This window comes from Levilactobacillus fuyuanensis (genome assembly GCF_003946395.1).
Classification (GTDB): Bacteria; Bacillota; Bacilli; order Lactobacillales; family Lactobacillaceae; genus Levilactobacillus; species Levilactobacillus fuyuanensis.
On the sequence record NZ_RHNZ01000028.1, the window covers coordinates 1 to 22,130 of the forward strand.

Genomic DNA, 22,130 nt, shown 5'->3' on the forward strand with positions numbered 1-22,130 from the left:
AGATACGTTAGAATCCATGTATTAGAAGCTAGCTAATGGGAGAGGACTTCCATTTACACAAAAAATTTGACACTCCCGATTTAATTTTATAAGTCCGTTGCTTCTGCATCACTCATTTTCCTTTCCTGTCCTTACGCCGCTGCTCACGAATCGTTTCAACATCGTCACGCAACACCGCCATTACCCGGCTACCTTCTTCATTGAAGCCACGCATCCGCCACGACGCTTTAGTCGTCATCGCATTAATAATCCCAACCAGTCGAATCCACGAACAGATAAACATGTAGATAGGCAACGTCAGCGTCACCCACCACAAACGTTTGTAAAAACGCTGCTCATCTGGATACTCGTGCATCAGAAGAAGCACACTGGCAAAATTGACGACAGCGACAAAGACATACAGCGCATAAATCACCAGGTAAGATAACAGAATAACCAGTGGCGAATACCCAAAAGCAATCAATGCGAAACTCGCAAAGGTCCAAATCATCCGTGGAAACGCAAATGTATGATCAATAATCATACGCCGCACCAAGAAATTCTTGAAGAACCCCTTCAGTTCAGCTGATCGCTTCATATAGTTTTCTGTAACTTCCAGTTCCCCGCGTTGCCACCGTTGCCGTTGCGCATATAGTTCGGATAGCCCAGAAATCGGCTCGACATAAAAGATTGCATCCGCACAGATAACAACCTTCTTGCCCAGCCGCGTCCGAATTTGAAAGGTCATATCCGTATCTTCACCAATGGTATCAACGTCGTAGAGGAACGTTTCCATCAGGACCTCTCGCCGAAACGCGGAAAACGCCCCCGACATCGTAAACAATTGATCACGGGCGGCTTCCATCGTTCGACCTGACAAGAAGGCCTGCGCATACTCATAATATTCATTTTTAGCTAGAATTCTGTGTCCCCAGCCTTTAACCCCTTTGACCAATTCTCGCTGCGGAAGAATGGCACCGGTCATGGCAGCGATACTCGAATCGTTTTCGAACTGCAATACCATGTTTTTCACAGCGCTAGCTTCCAATAAGCCATCACTATCAATGTTGATGACGTAAATTCCAATACTCTGATAGATGGCTGTGTTCAGTGCCCGTGCCTTCCCTTTATCCGTATTGACATACCGCAAAATCAACTCTGGAAACGTGTTTTGTGCCTTGGCATAGGCACCAAAGCTCCCATCCGTACTCTGATTATCTGCCAAGATTACCTGCATGGCACTCTTAGGGTACGTCTGGTCGTTAATTGATTGGATACATTCAAATAAGGTCTCTTCTGAATTGTAGACCGGGACAATAATCGTGACCCAGGGCCACTTGCCTGGCGGCGTCAACTTTTTCTGATGACGCCGCATCCGCATTAACTTAAAGGTAGAAATGAGTGCTGGAATAATTTCAACCACGATCGGAATCAGGGCCCAAGTAATCCAGAAACCCATTTTGGTCAGGGCTAAATTAATCCAGTACATCAAAGTTTATCTTGCCTCCAATCAATGAACTCCCGGTAGATACCACGTGCCAATTGAGAATAGGTAAAGACATTGTAATACAGAGCAATTACTAATACATAGAAAACCAGTCGGCCAATCACCGAGTGCGCCAGGAAAAATGATTGTCCACCGCCAAAATGAACGATGACAATAACGATACACAATCGTAAGACATTAATGGCATAGATGTAAAATAACCCAAACAGTGCATAAAACACTTTTTCTTTCCGATGATACGTGGGAAAGAAGACCACCAAGCCGACAAACGCGCAGGTTTCAATGATACCGGAACATTCGTAGTCAATTGACATGATTACGGGATTGGTCCCGTTCGTAATATATACCATACCGGTGTGATACATGATCGTGCTCCAGTGGGTAATGTCACTAAATAGTGCAACCCCATGGATCACCGCATGCGTAAAGAACCAGATCCAATACGGATGACTGAGTGATGTGAGAATGAAGAAGAGTCCGGCACTTCCGACAATGAAGAAGTAGGCAGAGAGTCGCGCTCTGCGCAATACTGATAAGGCGTATAGCCACACCACCGTTCCCACTAGGATATTTACGTCCATGAACACCAGTCCTATTAATTGTTTTGTTAACTATCTTTGGTATTCGCTAACGTCTACCACACAAAGTTACTTACTTTGTCAACGTTGGATCATCCTTATGCTTGGCCTTACCAGACTTTCTGAATTTCAAGTAACCCAGACCCGCAATGGCTAAACCAATACCAGAGATGATATAAGGACCAGTTGACCCACCGGCAACACTAACTTTTTTGTCACCAATGTTAGGGTTGTACATGGTGATGGTTTGGCCGGTCATTGTGGAAACATCGAGTTTTCTGAGATCGACTCTAAATTCGAGAATATTATGTCCATTCTTATTCGTAGAAGAATATCCATTACCAACTGTCCCGTACTGATCGCCTTCCTGCCACTTACCAGCAACGAAGGAAACAGGCTCGGCGTCTCCCTCTTTGACGTTGTTTGGCATATGCTTAGTCGAAACATAAACCTGTTTACCACCTATATCAAAATTGTAATCACCAGTTCCAGGGAGTACATCATTGTCCTTCATTTGGACGTAAACATAAACATAATCCCCATCACTGACCATTGCCGTATAACCATCATAACCTTCAGTTAAGTCAACATCTTTCCAATCTTCAAATTTACCGTCAATCTTAATGTTTAGATTATCATTGTCATTATTGGCATTACTATCTGTCGGTGTCGTCCCCTTAGAACTCTCATCAGATTTACCATCGATAGTTCCACCAGAAGCCGCAACACTTGAACTGCTATCAGCCGAACCGGACCAGTTAATCGTTGCCTTTGCTGGATTACTACCAATATCGTAATTCATGAAGGAAGCTTCCTTACCATCGGCTGACTGCGAGAGCTTCAGTTTTGTCAAGTCAACACGAAATTCAGCAACGTTATGCGATTTCACATTAGACACATATCCCGATCCAACAGTGCCATACTGATCCGCACCATTCCAGGTACCAGCAACTAAGCTAAATGCCTTTGATTCGCCAGCACTAACGCTACCAGTCATATTTTTGGGCATCAGGTAGTAGGTTTTCCCGTCGATTGTGAGTAAATAATTACCATTCTGTGGGATACCACCATACTCCATCTTGACATACATATCTAAATACTGCCCATCGTTTTTGAGCGCTGATGCATTCTGATTATTCCCCTCAACGACATCAGCATCCTTCCAATCGGAAAAATCACCATCAATGCTCACACCATCGCTGGCTTGGGCAGTTACGGGCGTTGGTGCCGTTACAAACACGCCGGCTAGTCCCAGCGTAACGACCCCCGTCATTATTAACTTCCACAACTTCATAATTCATGTTCCTCCCTTCGGAAACGTCTCAGACTTCTCCTCAGTCGATTACTTACTTTTAAACGGAAATTCTCTATACATGGTTATACTATGCCATTCAAGTAAATTAAGCAAGATAACAATTCTTCCTACTATCTACTTAATGGATTTGAAAACGTGTAGGGTCTGAATATTTCTATCCAGATACGCATAATTATTAAAAGCAATTTTAGTTCACACTATTTGTAATGCCGACTTGTTGGTTAAAGCGCCCCTGAATCAGTATTCTAGAGGAAAATGTTCACCTCTCTGCTTTCAAAAAGCGTTTAGGCCCTGAGAGTAAAACCCCAGCGAGAAACGATTTGACCTTTACTGGACTTATATTTATGCACTATCAAACCGCTTCAACTCATCCAACATCGCAGGTCGCCGTGCATACTTGACTCGCCACTCCTGAATGAGATGGTCAGCAGTGCTCATACCCATTGGAAAAGTCGTCATTTTATTTAAAACCTTCACGATGTCGCGATAATGTTGCCGGTCACCCGTTTGTTCCGCCATCTGCTGGGCAACTGCTACATACTTCTGGAGCAACTGCCGGGAGAATTTGGGCTTTAACAATTTTTCATAAGTCTGAACGCCAATTAGTCCCCGCTGTGCTAACACCGTCTGCAGCAATTTCTGGTCTAAGTGATCTTCTGCGTAGAGTTGGACGACGTCCGCATGCTTTGGCAATGCAGCTAATAGTTTCTCACGTTCCGTCGGCCAATCCGCCGCCGGATATAGCGTCTCCAATTCTTGGTAGGCCTCCAGGTCGGCTGGACTATATGTTGTCACAAAATTCCACAGTTCTTGACGATAGGCTTCTGGTCGCTCCAACCGCTTATACAGCGTGAGTAATTGGCGACTGTACTTTTGAACCAAGCCATTCAGGCCATCGATCTGCCCACGCTTTCGACCATTGACTAATATCTGAATCGCCCGATCGTACCTTTCACGCTGTAACGAAAAGTCTACGTAATACTGTCGAACACCATCATATCTGATGTGGGCGCGACAGAAGCCTTCAATCTCGTCATCCGCAGCGTCCAATTTAACCAGTGTTTTCAGGTGGAACATCGCCCACTGCTCAGCTTGCCATTCACTTCCATCCTTTTCAGCATCATCAAGCTTTTCTGCCGTCCACGTCAGCTTCTTCTGTAAGAATTTGGGAGCCGTAAAGTTCTTGAAGAGTAGGTCCTCAACATCCTCTTCAAACGCTCCCATAGACTCCTGCGAATGTTTTTGGAACCAGGTGAAGGCCTGCCGTTTCAGGGCGGCATCTGCTTGGTCGATCACCTGCTGCCAAATATCCCGACACGCCTGCGCCAACATCATAATTTCTCCATCTGAATCATCAATATCTACCCTGGCTAGTTTAGTAGCCACCTTATTGATTAATCGGAAAGCCAACTTGGGGTGCTGTTGGTCGAGAGCTGCCTGGATATTTTCACGAATAAACGTCGACAGTTCTTCCTCAAACGGTCCGGCCGATTGATAATCAATAAAACCACTGTAATCCTGGTAACTTTCAATAATATCACTGATTTGTTGCAGATAAAGTTGTCGATCATTTTCGGCATTCTTGGGCGCAACTCGTAACGCAAATTTGGCAGCCAGATCACCATCCGCTAGCAAGGTTTCCGTCAAAAAGTCTCGCACCTGTTGCTCAGTAGCCGACAAGACCATTTGGACAACACCTAGCCCAGTTGGTTGTGACTTTGGGGTGGCTTGTTCCATTTCATCATCTGGAAAACTTGCAAACATGACGGCAGCCATATGCTTGCAGTACTTTCCACCCTGTGCATAGGGAAAATTACATTCGGCATCAACGACCTGTTCATTCTGGACAGACACGGTCACATGATAGGCCTTACTGCCCTTAACTGTGGCTTGTACCCCATCTGACGTCTGCTTAAGGTTAGTGACTAACCCCCGTTGATAGTAGTCATACCCGCGATCCAAGATCTGCGATTGGAAGACATCTTCCCATTCCACGTGGCCAGCTCCCTTCAAAATTATTATATCTAACCCCACTATACCAAAATCGGCAATGAATACAAAAAGGATAAGCCCTTCTCAGACCTATCCTCACTAAACGTATGCAATAATGTGAGCTACTTAGCTGCAAGTAATGCTGCAATCTCAATCTTCTTCATCTGCATCATCGCCTGGATCTGAGCTGGCGTTTGCGTCAGCTCACTCATGTTTTGAGGAACGATTTGCCAAGAAATTCCGAAGCGATCCTTAGCCCAACCACACTGCTCGGCAGCGGGAACGTGGGAAAGTTTTGCCCAATAATAGTCAATCTCAGCTTGATCCGCACAGAGTATCGTAAACGAAATTGCTTCGTTGAATCGAAAGTCCGGGCCACCATCGAGTGCTAAGAATTTCTGTCCGTTCAAGTGGAATTCAGCAGTTAAAATCTTCCCAGTCATCCCATCGAAATGGGCATCTAGTTTTTCATCCGGATGGTACGTCACGGCGTCCACCGTTGAATTGGGGAAAACTTTCAAATAGTAGTGAATGGCCTCATCGCAATTATTATCCGCAAACCACAAACTTGGTACAATCTTATCCATCAGTAGCCTCCTGGCGAACCCTATTTTTTGTTAAGCCTACCGGATTTAACCACCAGATGCAAGGCTTAATGTCTGCTAAATGTAATGGTTCTCATCTCCTCGAATTCCCAGTATAAACCGCTATCATAACCGGAATTATAGCCAATTTCAGTGCTGTCCCTTATCTTTACACAATCAACATCACTCCTTTACATCCACTTAGTATTCTAGATACTGTACCAAGCCAAGAGGAGGAGTTAACAAAATGAATAAACGAATGAGTACCTTAGTCACTGCCCTGCTATTGACCACCACGTTAGGTTGGCAACAACCTTTGTCGACCATCACGGCATCCGCCAAGACCAAGACGACCCAAACCACTAAACGGGCCAAAGCTAAAACAGTCAAGTCTACGTCGACCCACATCAAGCTTCAAGGCGCATCCAACGCACGTGATTTAGGGGGCTACGTGAACGGCCACGGCCAAAAGATCAAGGCCCACCGTTTGATCCGTTCGAACACCTTATCCAAGTTATCCAAATCCGACCAAAAGAAATTGGTTAAGACTTATCACGTGGCGACCGATGTCGATCTACGGACCGTTGTGGAACAAAAGATGAGTCCCGACGTCAAGATGAAGGGCGTCAAGCTGGTCAAAGCCAACGTCTTCAAGTCCTTCGGTGCTTTCCCCGACTTCTCTAAGAAGAATGCCGGTGACAAGATGATGAAGAAGTCTTACCACGATGCCATCACCACCGCACAGGGACGTAAGGCCTACAAGTCACTGTTCCACCAATTATTGAAGAATCCCAAGAACAAGGCCGTTCTCTGGCACTGTTCTGCAGGTAAGGACCGGGCCGGCATGGGAACTGTCCTCGTTCTTTCCGCACTGAACTTCAACAAAAAGGCCATTGCAAAGGATTACTTAAAATCCAATACATACCTGGCCCAAACGAATAAGGAAAATCTGAAGAAGCAAGAAGCTGGCTGGAAAGCCCAAGGCAAGACGGTTACCCCTACTGTCGTTGCCAACTTCAAAGCACAAAATGGTGTTAAGATGGCCTACTTGAACACCATGTACAAGGCTGTTAACACGAAGTACGGGAACATGGATAACTTCCTGCACAAGGGTCTTGGTTTAACCAACACCCAACTGAAGCAACTGCGGGCAAACTACCTGACGGCTGCTAAATAATCATTCTCTAAATTTCAAATGATACGGTAAATGCCCAGAGTCGGAACTGATAACCAACTCTGGGCATTTATTTTATCAACAAAGCACAACGGTGATTCGCATTTTCTCCTCGCCCTTGTCAAATTGCTACGTGTCTTTAAACATTACTTTGGTCGTACAAAGCCATTACAGTCTTGCGCTATATTTAAAAACGTTCAGTTGGCAGAACGCTAAACTAACGGCCGGTAGCAAAGTCAAAATCGACCTAACCGCCAACCAAGACAACCAATACGACTGGTGCCGCATCAAAGCAACGACCAAGCATGCAATCCACCACTACTAGGTATATAGTCAAGCCTTAAATCTCAAATGATTTAACCACCAAAAAAAGCGACCAGGCCTTCAAAACAGTCTAGTTGCTTTCATAGCTACTCTCGTGCAAACTGTCGATTCAATTAGACCTAACACTGCACCTATGATCTAAGTTAATTACGGTCATATGCCCAAACAGCCAGCGGCGCAAAGATCGCGACAATCACAACATCAACGACCAAGACCAGCAAGGCTTCATGCGTCCAACTCCCCGTTGCCAGAATCTGCCGGATGGCGGTAATCACGTAGGTCACTGGATTCAAGTTGGCAATAACCCGCAGCGGCTTTGTCAGTGAGTGTAAAGGAACAAAGGCATTTGACATGAATGAGAGTACCAGCATCGTCATCAGTGACGCACTGTTGACGGCCCCCGCACTCTTGGCTAACAGGCCCATCAGTGCGAACACCCAGGACAGTGCCCATCCCGTGACGATTGCCAACAGACCAATCGCAACGATCCAGCCGAACCCAACGCCTGGACGCCAGCCCATGAGATAGCCCGTCGTCAACGACGTCACTGTCGCAATCAACAAGCGTAAGCTATCGGCAAAGAGCTGACCGGCTAACGGCGCGATGTGAGCCATCGGTAACGACTTGAAACGATCAAACACGCCAGAGTCGAGATCCTCTCTGATTTGTGCGCCTGACCCGGACCCCGCAGATAACATCGTTTGAATGAGAATCCCCGGGACGATCGTTGGCAGATACGCTTGAACGCCACCGGCAATGGCACCCCCAAATAAGTACCCAAACATTAGCATAAATAATACCGGTTGAATAATTACATCCATAAAGTTATCTGGATTGTGAATTGTCTTTAATAAGTTCCGATAAGCCATCGTGGCCGTATTCATAAAGACGTTACCCTTGTGCATTCGTACATCCATTTTGCATCCCGCTTTCTTAGTTCTTGCCAATCGTCAAATTCATGAAGACATCATCCAACGAGGGTTCTTTAACCGATAAATGATCGATATTAATTTTGGCTTGCTTTAATGTCGCTAAAATTTGCGTTAACTGAGTAACTTGCGCTAAACTCATGCTCAACTGTTGCCCAACCTGTTGAATGGTCCCTGTTACCTGGTCAGCCAATAACTTCACTGCTTGGGCAACTTGGGCGGTATGACTCACGGTGAAATTCAACTTAGTCCCGCCAATCTGTTGCTTGAGTTCGGCTGGCGTTCCCATCTTCACGACCTTGCCGTGATCAATGATGGCTAGATTATCTGCCAGTTGGTCAGCTTCGTCGAGATACTGGGTCGTCAGGACCACTGTTGAGCCCTGCTTCACTAACCGGCGAATCGTGTCCCACATCTGGTTACGCGTTCGTGGGTCCAGGCCCGTTGTGGGTTCATCTAAGAAGATAAGTGTCGGTCGCGTAATCAGGCTAACCGCCAGGTCCAAGCGCCGGCGCATCCCACCGGAGAAGTTCTTCAACGCCTTATCCGCGGAATTTTCCAGGGAGAACTCGCTAAGGAGTTCCGTCGTCCGCTGCTTAGCGTCCTGTCGTGACAATCCGTTTAGTCGGGAGAAAATCATCAGGTTCTCGCGAGCCGAAATATCTTCATCAACCGACGCATACTGACCCGTGAGGCCAAACATCGACCGCGCCAGTCGGCCCTCTTTGACCGTATCATGACCAAAGATTTTCACTTGGCCCGCATCAGCCTTGAGTAAGGTCGTCATCATCCGTAACGTCGTCGTCTTCCCCGCACCGTTAGGCCCGAGTAGCCCAAAGACTTCTCCCTGCCGGACGTTAAACGAGATATCATCTACAACTGTTTTTTCGCCAAACTTCTTAGTTAAATGATTCACTTCAATTGCATTAATTGCTGTCATCTTAATCCCCTCTTAGCTTTACCTTTTAATCAGGTCCCCCTGACTAAAATTATAATAAGGCCCCCTGATGAATTTGTCAACACCTTTGGTAAAATCCTTAATGCCTCTATCAGCCAATGTCGGGTATAATGGCTTTAGGGAGGGCGATGACATGCCTAATTTAACGAAACAAAAAAATGCGGCTGGTAAGCTGATTGAATTCGGCATGGTCAGCCATACCGCCGACGAAGTAGCTCAACGTACCCACGCAGACAAGGGTGACCGTCCGTTGCGATTTCAGGGCCAAGGAAAGATTCTACTAGCGCTATCGCAAGACGACGGTCTGTCACAAAAAGAATTGGCAACACGCCTCAATTTAGCGGTGCAATCGACAGCCGAGTTTGTTAATAAACTAGTCAAGAAACAACTGGTCACCAAGGAAAAGTCAACGACCGATCGTCGTAAGACCATCATCCGGCTGACCGATCTGGGCCGTGAAACCGCAGCAACTGAAACGTCAAAGGTCCCAGCGTATTTGGACTCACTGACGAATACTGAATTGGAGCAACTCACAAAAATTTTAACGAAGATCAATGATAATCTTTATGACGAAATCGATGCGATGACGCCAACGCAGTCTAACAAGTTTAAGGCAACTGTGGCGGATCACCTGCGCGACTGGTTTATGTAGGTTATTCTAAACAATGGCGTCTGCGTCACCCCTCAGCATTAGTGACTTTGTATCTACGCAAAAAATACGGTTGGTCCCATTTGGGGACTGACCGTATTTTTCATAACTATATTTTATCAACTAAATGAAATTTTTCAAAATGCGCCTTTAGATAATCCAGCGTTAGACTCTTGGTCGTCTTGATCAACTGTTGCGGCTCACCGCTGGCCATCAACCGGCCGCCGGCTTGCCCACCCTTGGGCCCGAGATCAATCAGGTAATCGGCGTTAGCCATCAGATCAAGGTCATGCGTGATGATGATAATCGTGGCCCCCTTGGCCTTCAGGCTGTTAATTACACCCAGTAGTGTTTGCACGTCTCGGGGATGTAAACCGACGGAGGGCTCATCGAAGATAAACAGGGTCTTGCTCTGGCGTTTGTTCAAGTGGCTCATGAGCTTTAGCCGTTGGGCTTCCCCACCGGACAGACTCGGCGTGCTTTCGCCTAAGTGCAGGTAGCCCAGTCCCATTTCATCCAGCAACTGAAGCTGCTTCTCAATCTTAGGGACTGTTTCAAAGACGGCTAACGCCTCACGGACCGATAAGTTCAGCAGATCGACAATACTATAGCCGTGCCACCGAATCTGTTGAATCTCATCCTTATACCGCGCACCGTGGCAGTAAGGACAGACCTCTTCCATGTCCGGCAAATATTGAATATCCAGGGTAATGGTGCCCAGTCCACCACACTGCTCACAAGCCCCTTGCTTGTTATTGTACGAGAAGTAAGCGAGACCAAACTTCTTGGCCTTAGCTTCCGGCAAATTAGCAAACATCCGACGCAAGTTATCCATGATGGTGGTATAGGTGGCAATCGTCGAGCGGGCATTCTTCCCAATCGGTTTGGCATCCACGGACACCACATCTTTCAAATGCGTCTCCAAGGTCGTCACTTGTTTCGGCAGAGCGGCTTTGTTCTTCGCCGCCTGAATGGCCGGGACTAGACTGTCCAAAATCAAACTCGTCTTACCAGCACCAGAGAACCCAGTAACAGCGGTAATCTCGTTACCAGGAATGGTCACGGCCACATCATGTAGATTAAAGTAATTCTGAACCTCAAAACTCGTGGTGAGCGCGCTGGCCTTCTGACTAGCGGGCACCTTGTCATGCATGATGTTGGCTTGCCCCGAAATGTAAGGTCCGATCAGTGACTGAGGATTCCCCACTAGATCTTGGGGCGTTCCCTCGGCAATGATCTGACCACCGGCATCCCCCGACCCAGGACCAATCTCAATCACCCAATCGGCAGCTGAAATGATGTCGACTTCATGATCGACCACGACCAAGGAGTTCCCTTGGGCAATCAGTTCCCGAAAAATCCGGATGAGCCCCTTAACGTTATCGGGATGTAACCCAATGGAAGGTTCATCCAGCACGTACAAGACCCCCGTCGTCTCCGTCCGAATGGTCTTGGCTAGTTGGAGTCGTTGGAGTTCTCCGGTCGACAATGTATTGCCGTTCCGCGATAAGGTCAGGTAATCTAGCCCTAGTTCCAGCAAGGGCCGCAACGTATCCGTCAGATTCTTGAAGAGCACGTCAGCCATGGCCTTCATCTCAATCGGCAACGCACTTTGCGCCGCAGCTTGCCACCCGGCTAACGATCCCAGAGTCAGGTCGGAGACTTCCGCAATGTTTTTACCCCCAACTAATTGCGTCAAGAGTTCTGGATTTAGCCGCGTCCCGTGACAGGTTGGGCACACAGAGAAATGGAAAAATTCGTTGACCTTCTTGATGGCTCGGTCACTCTTCACCGTCTTTAAGGAATCGTAGACTGCTTCGTGGGCGTTCTCATACAGCGTGTTGTCGGTATGAAAGACGCGACCGGTCGACGTCCGAAAGTCCACGGGATACTGTTTCTTGGCGCCATTGAGGACAATGTCTTTCTCCCGGTCGGTGAGGTCCTTGTAGGGCACGTCAATGCGTACGCCCAGCGTTTCCGCCACCGTCGGCATAAAGTTTCGGCCAGGCAGATGCCATGAAGCCACGACCCCTTCGGCTAGACTGAGACTCTCATCACCAATCAGCTTATCCTCGTCTAAGGTCTGAACCGTCCCCGTCCCATGACATTCTGGGCAGGCACCGCCGGAATTGAAGGCAAAGTCTTCGGCTGATTTCGCCATGAACTCAATGCCACACTCCGGACAGGTCACGATCCCCATCTTGCTGTCCGCGCCACCCGGTAGATCCATAGCCTGGGCAACTTTCAGACTGGGCGCGATCCGATGCCCGTTGGGACAAACCATCGAGCCGAGCCGAGAGAAGATGAGGCGCACAACATTAAACAGCTCACTCATCGACCCCACCGTTGACCGCTCGGAGGGGACTCCCGGCCGTTGTCGTAGGGCAATAGCAGAGGGAATGTGCCGAACTTCCTGGACCTGCGACCGCTTGCTTTGGCCAATTCGCCGTCTGGTATAGGTGGACAGCGCCTCCAGGTACCGCCGCGACCCCTCCGCATATAAAATTCCCATGGCCAACGAACTCTTTCCGGAGCCCGAGGGACCTGAGATCGCCACAAACTGATTCAATGGAATGTCCACGTCAATATTTTTTAAATTATGGACGTTCCCACCACGTACACTAATATGTTCACGTTGTTTATCACTCATTGTTATACTTGTCCACCTTTGCCTTTAGTTCCGTTCATGATACTTATCATTTTAACCTATCCTGTAACGTTACAGTCAAGTCTAAGGGTCAAAAAGAGGTTCAATTCGCAAATGAATTGAACCTCTCAATTTTCTTTCATCAACACCGGTTGACAAGGAGCTTCTTTTTCAACTAAAAATAGGACTAGTTCCGCAGTTGGGGCTAGTCTTATTCAATAGGCTCGTTGATTCAGTTTCTCCCGTCACAAACGTATGCTTGTCATTGATCCAATAATCTTCATCACTACTGCGCGCACATACAAACTCGGTACCATCTGCTATAATAAGCTTTAATAATAATGATCTAGGTGACGTTATGAAAGTAAGAATGGAAGACGTGGCAAAGCTTGCCGGTGTCTCAAAAACGACAGTTTCAAGAGTGCTGAATAAGCGCGGCTATCTTAGCGCGGAAACGGTTAAAAAGGTTCACGCGGCTATGGATGAATTGAACTATCGTCCGAACGTGGTCGCCCAGCAATTATTTAAACAAGAAACGAAACTCGTTGGTTTGATTTTCCCAACGGTCAATAATCCTTTTTACGGGCAACTAGTCGCTACGATGGAGAAACAGCTTTTTAAACAAGGTTTCAAAGTTTTGATTGGTAATTCGATGAATGACTCGAACAAAGAGCGGCTTTATCTACAGGAGTTGATGGCGCATCAGGTAGATGGTCTAATTATTGGCTCCCATAATCAAGGCGTTGAAGAATATAAGCATACCAATCTTCCCATCGTGGCAATTGACAGTACCATGAATAGTGACATTCCAGTGGTGTCGTCTGACAACTACATGGGTGGCACATTGGCAACGGAACTACTGATTGACCATGGCTGTCAGGTTATCATTCATACCAACGACCCCGAGACGATTAAAAGTCCCGCCCAACGTCGGCGCCAGGCGTATGAAGACACAATGACTAAATACGGGCTCAAGCCAGTTGTTTATACGATTGATTTTGATTTAAATAAAATCGAAAAACAAAAACGAATCCGCGAAATTTTTCATGAACACCCAGACGTTGATGGTATGTTCATCTCAAATGATATGGACGCTGCGATGGTTATGGATATCGCCACACAATTGGGCCGGCGGATTCCCAATGATTTAAAAATCGTGGGTTATGATGGCGCCGACATGACTAAACTGTTGCTGCCAAATTTAACAACCATTGTTCAACCAATTGACGACATGGCTAACAGTGCCGTTGAGACCCTATTACGGCGAATTACTGACGGTAATTATCGTAATGATCAAACCTTCCCAGTTTCAGTTTGGCAAGGAAAAACCGGATAAAAAATATGGAACCGGTTGACATATCTAAAGTAAGCGCTTACAATATATTTTGTTAAGCGCTTACTTTTCGCTATGTATGTCAACCGGTTACATACAAATATTGACTGGTTGCGAATGCCATGGAAACGCAGGAGCAACTCTCCCAGTCGGAATGAGAAGGAACTTGGTTTAACATCATGAAAAATAGCATAAATCTGAAACAAGAAATAAAAAATCCTAGCTACTTGCAGAGTGCAACGACGTTATTTCTTTATTTTAGTTCATGGGGAATATGGTGGGCATTCTTTCAAATTTGGTTAACCAACACCCTGCATATGTCTGGAACGCAGGTTGGCGAGATATTTTCGGCAAATTCGATTATTACAGTTATTTTGATGACAGTTTACGGTGGGATTCAAGATAAATTAGATATTAAGCGTGGCTTATTATTAGTCTGTTCTCTGATATCAGTCCTTGTTGGCCCGTTCTTCATCTTTGTATATGGCCCTTTATTAAAGAATAGTTTCTTAGTTGGCTTGATATTGGGTTCATTATTATTATCGATGGGATTCCTGGCAGCTACAGCTGTCTATGAAGCATTATCGGAACGAATCAGTAGACGGACACACTTTGAGTATGGTCATGCGCGGATGTTTGGTTCCTTAGGTTATGCAGTTTCTGCCATCTTTGCAGGCCTCATCTTTTCTATCAATCCCGATTTAAATTTTATCGCTAGTTCAGTTTTAAGCTTGATGTTATTTTTAGAGTTGAAATATTGGTATCCAGATAAAGACATAAAGAAAGAGGTAAATAATAGTTCACCTTCAATCAAAGATATGTTCCGCGTTTTAAAGCGACTAGATGTTTGGAAAATGATTATCTTTGTCATGTTGTCATGGACCTTCTACACAGTTTTTGACCAACAAATGTTTCCTGGATTTTATACAAAGCTATTTGCTTCCCCCAATGCGGGTGAAAGAATCTATGGCTTATTAAATTCACTAGAGGTTTTTGGAGAATCAATCATGATGATTGTTATTCCCTATGTGATGAAGAAAATCGGTGTCAGAAAAACATTGCTCTTAGGTGTTACGGTTATGTTCATCAGAATCGGCGGATGTGGCATTGCCAAAAGTATCATCATGATTTCATTGGTTAAAATGTTACATTCCATTGAGGTTCCCCTATTTATGTTAGCCATTATCAGATACTTTACACTGCATTACGATGTTAAATTGTCAGCAACGTTGTATATGGTTGGCTTTCAAATTGCCGCCCAAGTTGGACAAATTATTTTATCAACTCCCCTGGGGATTCTGCGCGACAACTTAGGCTACAGATCGACATTCTTATTTGTTGCTGCCATTGTATTTATCGCCGTCATCTTCGGCTTCTTCTTTATTGAAAAGGACGACCAGAATGTAGGAGGTGACCCACTATCCTAATTGCACTGAAATAACCAGCTTAATTGATTAGCTACTATAAAGTAATAGCAGGTTTACAGGAAAGGAAAACTAACCATGAAAAATAATTTAGACTATTTAACTAAGAGTCAGGACGCAAGAACTGCCAGATTATCAAGTTATGATCAAGATGGGAAAAATCAAGATTATTGGATGATTCCAGCAGGAGAATCGATTACTTTAGGTGAGATTGAAGGTCCCGCTTGCATCACGCATATGTGGATGACTTCATTCTGTCGCAAGACAATCGGACCTGGGATTGTCGATCCTATTATGGGGAGCCACGTTGCCCCTGTTAATGAAATTGCCAATCCGTTAGGTGTTACTTGGGAAGAACAAGATCCTTTCTATTACCGGACGGCATTATTTAAAATCACCTGGGATGACGAAGATACACCAAGCATTTTAGCTCCATTAGGCGACTTCTTCTGTATTGGAAACTCGTTACCAGGGAATTTCCAATCCGCCCCATTCAACGTTTCTGTAAAACCCGAAGAAGCCAATAAGTTTGGTGCACCTGCTGCTAGAAATTGCTATTTCCCAATGCCATTTAATAAGAAAGCTAAGATTGAGATTATTAATCAAGGTGACTTGCCATTTGGGCTATACTTCTATATTGATTATGAAATGTATAAAAAGCCTTTGCCAAAAGATACTCTGTACTTTCATGCAAACTGGAATCGTAACCTTCCCTGTCGTGGATGGGGCGATGATTTACAAGTAAACAGTCCTGAAGTCCAAGATATCAGCAACTTATCAGGTAAAGATAATTACGTCTTGTTAGATACTAAAGGAAAAGGTCACTATGTCGGTTGTAATCTTTCAGTTACTCACTTCCAAGGCAGCTGGTGGGGTGAAGGTGACGATATGATCTATGTCGATGGTGAAAAAGTCCCAAGTATCAATGGTACCGGGACTGAGGACTACTTCGGTCATGCCTGGGGAATGCAGAAGAATAGTTTCCTGTATAATGGGTCGATTATTCATGAAAGCGACATGCCGGGTTATCAGGTTTCTTATCGATTCCATCTCCCAGATCCCGTCAGATTCTCTAAAGAAATCAAGGTAACCATTGAACATGGACATGCTAACCACCTTTCCGACGATTGGGCTTCAACGGCTTATTGGTATCAAACTTTGCCTTCTCCAAAATTAAGTATTTTACCAGTTGAGAAACGTATTCCAGTCGTTGCCAAAATGGATGTCCCAACATTGAGCGATGCTGAAAAGCCTACGCTAACAAAAGAACAAAAAGAAGCATACGCCAAGACTGAAAAGAGAAACGAGTGGTACTCAGCAGGTAAAAACAAAGAAATGCAACTTAAATTTGATAAAACCCACCGTGCTGAAAAGGGTAATCTTGCGGATGCCAAAGCGGTAAGAAGCAAATATCAAAAAGAGAACGATTAGAAGAAGGTGGTAAGTCATGGATAGCCAAAAGGTAAATATAACTGAACTTACTCGAAAAATCTCTGAAAAGGGACAAGTAGTCGCCAAGACACCGTCACGACTGAATTATCACTTTATGCCACAGATTGGCTGGATGAATGATCCAAACGGGTTTATCAAGTATAAAGGTGAGTACCATCTATTCTACCAATTTTATCCGCACGGAACCTCATGGGGTCCCATGCATTGGGGTCACGCCAAAAGCAAAGATCTATTGCATTGGGAATATCTGCCAGTGGCACTTGCCCCATCGGAAGCCTATGACTGCGACCCCAACATTGAAGGCTATGGTTGTTTTTCAGGATCCGCAACGACGCAAAACGATGACTTAGTTTTGATGTATACCGGAGATGTTGATAGTAAAGAAATTCCACAAACGCAAAACATCGCAATTTCAAGTGATGGCATTAACTTTGATAAGGTCGATTTGAATCCTGTAATTCCTAACTTCCCTAAAGAAGCGACTAAGGATTTTAGAGATCCAAAATTATTCAAAGTTGATGACACCTGGTATTCAGTGATTGGAACCCATAACGAAACGTTAGGTGAACTTGCTTTATATCGCAGTAAAGACCTTCTGAAATGGGACTATCTTGGAATTCTTGCCCAAAGTAATGGTAAACAAGGGACGATGTGGGAATGCCCGAACATTATTTTATCGGATAAAAATGACTTTTTAATTGTCTCCCCAATGGAAGGGACAGTTAATCAGAAACCAATTTATATCTCAGGAAAGGCCAATTTAAAGGAACCCAGCTTTAAACAGAGCGGCCAAGGCATTCTAGATTATGGGAACGACTTCTATGCACCACAGACCATGGACGTAGACGGACGGCATATTCTGATTGCTTGGATGAGTCAATGGTTCTCAAAAATGCCAACAGCAGATGATGGCTGGTCGGGTGCAATGACGATTCCACGCGAAGTTACGATTAAGAATGGCCGTCTCTATCAAACACCAATCAAAGAACTAGAGACGATTCGAGTTGATCAGCTCCGTGAAATCAAGAACCAGGAAGTTACTCATCTTGAACAAGACATTTCTGAAGCTTCAGAACTGAAATTCAACTTACAGATACCAGAAAATTACGCCGGCACAATTGAATTGGAAATTGCTGATTGTGAAGACACCACTCAAAACTGCAAATTAACAGTTGATTTGAAAAAATCAGAAATTATTTTAGACTGTTCAAACTACAGCGTTGAACAGCGGGAGATCTGTAAAGCACCCTATGAGGGAACCGGAGATACCATTGATTTCGATATTTTCTTGGATACGAATTCAATCGAAGCTTTCATTAATAATGGCGAGACGACAATTACGAATCGCATTTATCCAGAAGCTAAGCTAAAGACCATGAAGTTGGTTTGCGATAATCAAAAACCATTTGTTGTTAATGCCTTCTCTGCATGGAAACTGGATAAAACGATTTAGAGACTGTCGGAGCGTTTAGAAAAATCTGTTTTAGTAGTTACCAACTTACGTTACGTAATTGTAGCTTGAAATTGTGACATTAAGATTTAAATCGAAGGAGTCATGACATAACTAATCTCATTTTTGAGGGGCTAGTTATGTCACGACTCCTTCGTTGGCTCCAAACATCGGTCACGAAAACAGCTATTACTTCGTTCCGGGTACTTAACTTGTAATACGCATATCCTGCTTAAAGAAGGACGATCCAAGACTCGTATCAACAGGTCCGCCCTACTACAAATATTCCTATGTCAGAACTGACAGTAACTATAGACAGCAAAAGTGACGATTCCTTTCGATGAGGTATCGCCGCTTTTTAAGCTTTAAACCGTTTCGCTTCTTCATATAATCCTCAGGAATCCATGGAAATCGACGTCTCCTCTCCAGCCAACAGCATTGCGTCCACTGCCATTGCAACAGGCGCTGATATCTCTTTAAAAACTAACCATACTACAGGGACATTGCATAGTGCTGAAACAACAGCAAAGACCTTTTTCCACTTTAAAAATAAAATTGGCCTTACCAAAGTATACAGTATACTGTACAATATACTCATGAGGTGATCACATGAATAGAGACGACATGATTTCACGGCAGCTGCTGCAACTGGCTCACAGAATTAAGCAGCGCCGAAATTTACACATTAAGAATTTGAATTTAACCACAGAGCAAGGGGATGCCTTGCGATACTTTGCGGAACATTCCCATCAAACAATCGCGATGTTTAAGGACTATCAAGGGATTACCCACCAAACTGCCCGGGTGATTGTCCAACACATGGTAACTGCGGGGGTCGTGAAACTAGTGCCCAATCCTGACGACGGCCGCTCGAAACTCGTCGTGGTGACTTCGCTAGGCGCAACCAAATACGACCAACTTGATCAGCATGGTTGGAAAACGAGTGCGGAACTTTTCGCTGGCTTTACGCCGGAAGAACAACAACAATTTCTAGCATTAGCCCGACGCGCTAATGCCAACTTAGAAGGGAAATGATTTGGCGTGCACACACGCTTATATACCAAAGATGTGTAGTGATGCCTTTTCTATTGATCTTAATCAGTTATTTAATAACAGCATTTTGAGTAGTGGAACATTGGCAATCCTAACTGGCGTCCGCATCTTCCGTCACAAACGTATGCTTGTCATCCTGTACATACTGGAACTCAACGGCGTTCAACATCAAACTTGCCCGGAATAGTGCCTTGATACCTTGTTCGTTGCTCATCACCACAAAGAATTCCCGATCAGTGCCACTGACACGTTGAAAGCTGTCGTACTCGCCAGTGAAACCCTCTTTGCGGAACAAGCCAATAATCTTCATTTTTTCAAGTTGCGCTACTTCTTTGTCTGCCAAGTTCAATCTCTTTTCTCTTCTGTTTATTTTTTCATTGTAAAATTAATCAGCGGAATCTCGTTTCGAACCACCACGTTCTGTTTGGTCACCTGGAAGCCCTGTGCTTCAAAGAACGGCCGCGCCGTAATTGAAGCATCAGTCGTATACACGGCCACCGGAACGGCCTGCATTAGTGTCGTCACTAGCTTCGTGGCAATACCCTCACCTTGATGATCAGCACTGACATACAGTCGGTCCAAGTACCCCGTTGCCGCCATATCCGCAAAACCAACCACCGTATTTCCCTGCCATGCTAAATAAGTTTGATGCTTCAACAAGGAAGCTTGCCAATTAGCCCTAACATCATCGGTAACTGGCCCTAACCACGCTGCTATCTGCTCTGGCGAATAATCTCGGCAATTAACTCTGGTCACCGTCTCCCGAAAGAGACACAACACCGAATCCAAATCATCTGCGCAATATGCCTTCAAATCAACCAAGTTTACACCCGACTTTCGTCAAACCAGTGACAATTTTTCCCACGAAAAAGCCGTCCCCATATGCGAGGCGGCTCCGAGTCAGAAGGACTACTTGAAGTATTTTTGATAGTCCTTAATATAAGTTTGAAAGCTTCGTGGACGATGGCCAAGTATCTTCTCCGCATTGCTGTTAACTTTTCTGGCCGTAATGGTCCCAACTTGCTGAATAACATATATGGTCACCAACGTTTTGGAAAAATCTTTGGTTACTCCGCGCTTTATCATGGCCTTACGGAACTTCCACAGACTGGGTTTACTATACCTGTATTCAACCCCCAGAAGATCAGTCATCATTTCAGCTATCTCTGGATATGACCAAGAGTCTGGACCTGTGATATCTATCTTTTGATTAAGGTATTTCGGATTTAATAATGTCACGCCCGCGATTTCTCCAACATCTCGGGTATCAATAAAACTCGTTCGGGAATGACCTCCAGGAATAAACAAATCATGATCCTTGAAGATATCTTCCTGGTGTGTGGTATTTAGATTTTGCATGAAGTAATTTGGCCTAATAAAGGTATAGGGAATCCCCAGGTCAAGAATCATTTTCTCAATCGCATGATGGGGCATATTAGGAAGCTTTTCAACACCTAATAGCGAAATAAACACAAGCTGTTGAATCTGTCTTTGCTTAATGTAAGTTAAAAACGGTAACATGTCTCGTTTTGGTTTCTCCAACTGTGGTGGCCGAACAAAGAAGACCTTGTTAACCCCCACCATCACATCTTCAAATGTATTGGGATCCAGGAAATCAAAATGTCTAACTTCGACATCATCCAAACCACCTAATTTGGCAGTCGCCTTATTAATATTATGTGTCCCAGCAACGACCTTCACATGTTGCCGATTTAAGTATTCAATTACGGGCCACCCAATATTACCGGTTCCACCAATTACCAAGATTTTATCTGCCATAATAGACTCCCATCAAGACCATAGAATGAGCTAATTTTACGTGAAGGCAGGTATTTTATCAAGGATTTACACCTTGGTGAACTATTTCAATTTACCGCAGTTTCACGGCTTAAACAAAAAAATACGGTTAGTTCCAATTGGTTGGAGTCTGGCCGTATTTTTGAGTAACTAGATTTAGTCAATTAAATAGAATTTTTCAAAATGTGCCTTCAGGTAATCCAGCGTTAGCCTCTTGGCCGTCTTGATCAACTGTTGCGGCTCCACCACTAGCCATCAACTGGCCCCCGGTTTTACCCAGTTATGGGATTGACCCTGCCATTGATTGTGGCCGTTTACTGGATCAATCGCCGGTCTTTGGCCTGATGATTGCTTGAATTTAAAGCTTCCTCGAGCAGCAATTCAGAGGGATAACTGATTAATCTAAGCGTTACCCTTAACGATGATGACTGGGGTTTAAGTGGTAAACCCCGACCCAATCCATCGCGTCATTATAGAAAAGGCCTCGCTACATGTTTAAATTGCATGTAGCGAGGTCTTTTCTATTGGTCTTAATTAGTTATTTGGCGACAACACTTTGATTAGTGGGACATTTTCAATCTTAGCTTGCGTCTGCATCTTCCGTCACAAACGTATGCTTGTCATCCAACACATACTGGAACTCCACGGCGTTCAACATCAAACTAGCCCGGAACAGTGCTTTGATCCCTTGTTCATTACTCATGACCACAAAGAACTCACGGTCGGTGCCACTCACGCGTTGGAAGGTTTCATACTCACCCTTGAACCCTTCTTTACGGAACAGCGCGATAATCTTCATCATTTCAATCTGGGTTACTTCTTTATCTGCCAAATTCAATCTCTTTTCTCTATGCTAAAATTTCGGTCAACAGCGGTCTCTCTAGTGACCGCTAGTGACAATTTTTCCCAATAAAAACCACCCGTTGAACGGGTGGTTTTCTCGAGGGCTATAAGCCCTGGGTTACTGGCCAGCGTCTCAAGGCGC

Annotated in this window: 20 protein-coding genes; 8 read left to right on the forward strand and 12 right to left on the reverse strand. The window is 44.9% G+C overall.

The features are described 5' to 3' along the window. Positions 1-112: 112 nt before the first annotated feature. From EKM73_RS11740 to EKM73_RS11760, 5 genes are all read right to left on the reverse strand, one after another. The gene (locus EKM73_RS11740) at positions 113-1,468 is read right to left on the reverse strand and encodes a TIGR03111 family XrtG-associated glycosyltransferase (protein ID WP_125702044.1); all 1,356 of its coding nucleotides are present in this window, start codon (positions 1,466-1,468) and stop codon (positions 113-115) included. Further along, complete coding sequence (gene xrtG / locus EKM73_RS11745; RefSeq protein ID WP_125702045.1) at positions 1,468-2,067, reverse strand: exosortase family protein XrtG; 600 nt, start codon at positions 2,065-2,067, stop codon at positions 1,468-1,470. Before xrtG ends, EKM73_RS11740 begins: the two co-directional genes overlap by 1 nt. Before the next feature lie 70 nt (positions 2,068-2,137). Then, complete coding sequence (locus EKM73_RS11750) at positions 2,138-3,358, reverse strand: Firmicu-CTERM sorting domain-containing protein (protein ID WP_125702046.1); 1,221 nt, start codon at positions 3,356-3,358, stop codon at positions 2,138-2,140. Between the two features lie 363 nt (positions 3,359-3,721). Further along, positions 3,722-5,374 (reverse strand): SWIM zinc finger family protein, encoded by a 1,653-nt coding sequence (locus tag EKM73_RS11755; protein ID WP_125702047.1) that lies wholly within the window; start codon positions 5,372-5,374, stop codon positions 3,722-3,724. Positions 5,375-5,493: 119 nt separating this feature from the next. Then, positions 5,494-5,958, reverse strand: coding sequence for a VOC family protein (locus EKM73_RS11760; RefSeq protein WP_125702048.1), 465 nt, complete (start codon positions 5,956-5,958; stop codon positions 5,494-5,496). 244 nt (positions 5,959-6,202) lie between these two features. Here EKM73_RS11760 and EKM73_RS11765 point away from each other — a divergent pair, with 244 nt between their 5' ends. Together EKM73_RS11765 and EKM73_RS11770 are read left to right on the forward strand one after the other, a co-directional pair. After that, positions 6,203-7,132: a tyrosine-protein phosphatase gene (locus EKM73_RS11765; RefSeq protein ID WP_125702049.1), complete on the forward strand. Its 930-nt coding sequence runs from the start codon at positions 6,203-6,205 to the stop codon at positions 7,130-7,132. Positions 7,133-7,262: 130 nt separating this feature from the next. Next, complete coding sequence (locus EKM73_RS11770; RefSeq protein WP_125702050.1) at positions 7,263-7,454, forward strand: hypothetical protein; 192 nt, start codon at positions 7,263-7,265, stop codon at positions 7,452-7,454. Positions 7,455-7,596: 142 nt separating this feature from the next. Here EKM73_RS11770 and EKM73_RS11775 read toward each other — a convergent pair whose 3' ends face one another. Continuing rightward, the gene (locus EKM73_RS11775; protein ID WP_125702051.1) at positions 7,597-8,370 is read right to left on the reverse strand and encodes an ABC transporter permease; all 774 of its coding nucleotides are present in this window, start codon (positions 8,368-8,370) and stop codon (positions 7,597-7,599) included. A gap of 16 nt (positions 8,371-8,386) precedes the next feature. Then, positions 8,387-9,322: an ATP-binding cassette domain-containing protein gene (locus EKM73_RS11780; protein ID WP_125702052.1), complete on the reverse strand. Its 936-nt coding sequence runs from the start codon at positions 9,320-9,322 to the stop codon at positions 8,387-8,389. Between the two features lie 151 nt (positions 9,323-9,473). Here EKM73_RS11780 and EKM73_RS11785 point away from each other — a divergent pair, with 151 nt between their 5' ends. Beyond that, positions 9,474-9,992: a MarR family winged helix-turn-helix transcriptional regulator gene (locus EKM73_RS11785; RefSeq protein WP_125702053.1), complete on the forward strand. Its 519-nt coding sequence runs from the start codon at positions 9,474-9,476 to the stop codon at positions 9,990-9,992. A 106-nt stretch (positions 9,993-10,098) separates the two neighbouring features. Here EKM73_RS11785 and EKM73_RS11790 read toward each other — a convergent pair whose 3' ends face one another. Next, the gene (locus EKM73_RS11790; protein WP_125702054.1) at positions 10,099-12,639 is read right to left on the reverse strand and encodes an AAA family ATPase; all 2,541 of its coding nucleotides are present in this window, start codon (positions 12,637-12,639) and stop codon (positions 10,099-10,101) included. Positions 12,640-12,994: 355 nt separating this feature from the next. Between EKM73_RS11790 and EKM73_RS11795 the strand changes: the two genes are divergently transcribed. The 5 genes from EKM73_RS11795 (at position 12,995) to EKM73_RS11815 (ending at position 19,330) form a co-directional block, all read left to right on the forward strand. After that, complete coding sequence (locus EKM73_RS11795) at positions 12,995-13,972, forward strand: LacI family DNA-binding transcriptional regulator (RefSeq protein WP_125702055.1); 978 nt, start codon at positions 12,995-12,997, stop codon at positions 13,970-13,972. A 176-nt stretch (positions 13,973-14,148) separates the two neighbouring features. Next, complete coding sequence (locus EKM73_RS11800; protein ID WP_125702056.1) at positions 14,149-15,396, forward strand: oligosaccharide MFS transporter; 1,248 nt, start codon at positions 14,149-14,151, stop codon at positions 15,394-15,396. A gap of 75 nt (positions 15,397-15,471) precedes the next feature. Next, a complete protein-coding gene (locus EKM73_RS11805; protein WP_125702057.1) occupies positions 15,472-16,824 on the forward strand; it encodes a glycoside hydrolase family 172 protein in 1,353 nt (450 codons plus the stop codon). A 16-nt stretch (positions 16,825-16,840) separates the two neighbouring features. Beyond that, the gene (locus tag EKM73_RS11810; RefSeq protein ID WP_125702058.1) at positions 16,841-18,298 is read left to right on the forward strand and encodes a glycoside hydrolase family 32 protein; all 1,458 of its coding nucleotides are present in this window, start codon (positions 16,841-16,843) and stop codon (positions 18,296-18,298) included. Between the two features lie 606 nt (positions 18,299-18,904). Further along, positions 18,905-19,330 (forward strand): MarR family winged helix-turn-helix transcriptional regulator, encoded by a 426-nt coding sequence (locus tag EKM73_RS11815; RefSeq protein ID WP_125702059.1) that lies wholly within the window; start codon positions 18,905-18,907, stop codon positions 19,328-19,330. A gap of 109 nt (positions 19,331-19,439) precedes the next feature. Here EKM73_RS11815 and EKM73_RS11820 read toward each other — a convergent pair whose 3' ends face one another. From EKM73_RS11820 to EKM73_RS11835, 4 genes are all read right to left on the reverse strand, one after another. Beyond that, positions 19,440-19,691 carry a hypothetical protein gene (locus EKM73_RS11820; protein WP_125702060.1) on the reverse strand — a complete coding sequence of 84 codons (252 nt, stop codon included), beginning with the start codon at positions 19,689-19,691 and terminating at the stop codon, positions 19,440-19,442. 23 nt (positions 19,692-19,714) lie between these two features. Beyond that, a complete protein-coding gene (locus EKM73_RS11825; protein WP_318531134.1) occupies positions 19,715-20,128 on the reverse strand; it encodes a GNAT family N-acetyltransferase in 414 nt (137 codons plus the stop codon). 129 nt (positions 20,129-20,257) lie between these two features. Further along, a complete protein-coding gene (locus EKM73_RS11830) occupies positions 20,258-21,127 on the reverse strand; it encodes an NmrA family NAD(P)-binding protein (RefSeq protein ID WP_125702062.1) in 870 nt (289 codons plus the stop codon). 598 nt (positions 21,128-21,725) lie between these two features. Continuing rightward, complete coding sequence (locus tag EKM73_RS11835; RefSeq protein ID WP_125702063.1) at positions 21,726-21,977, reverse strand: hypothetical protein; 252 nt, start codon at positions 21,975-21,977, stop codon at positions 21,726-21,728. Positions 21,978-22,130 lie beyond the last annotated feature (153 nt).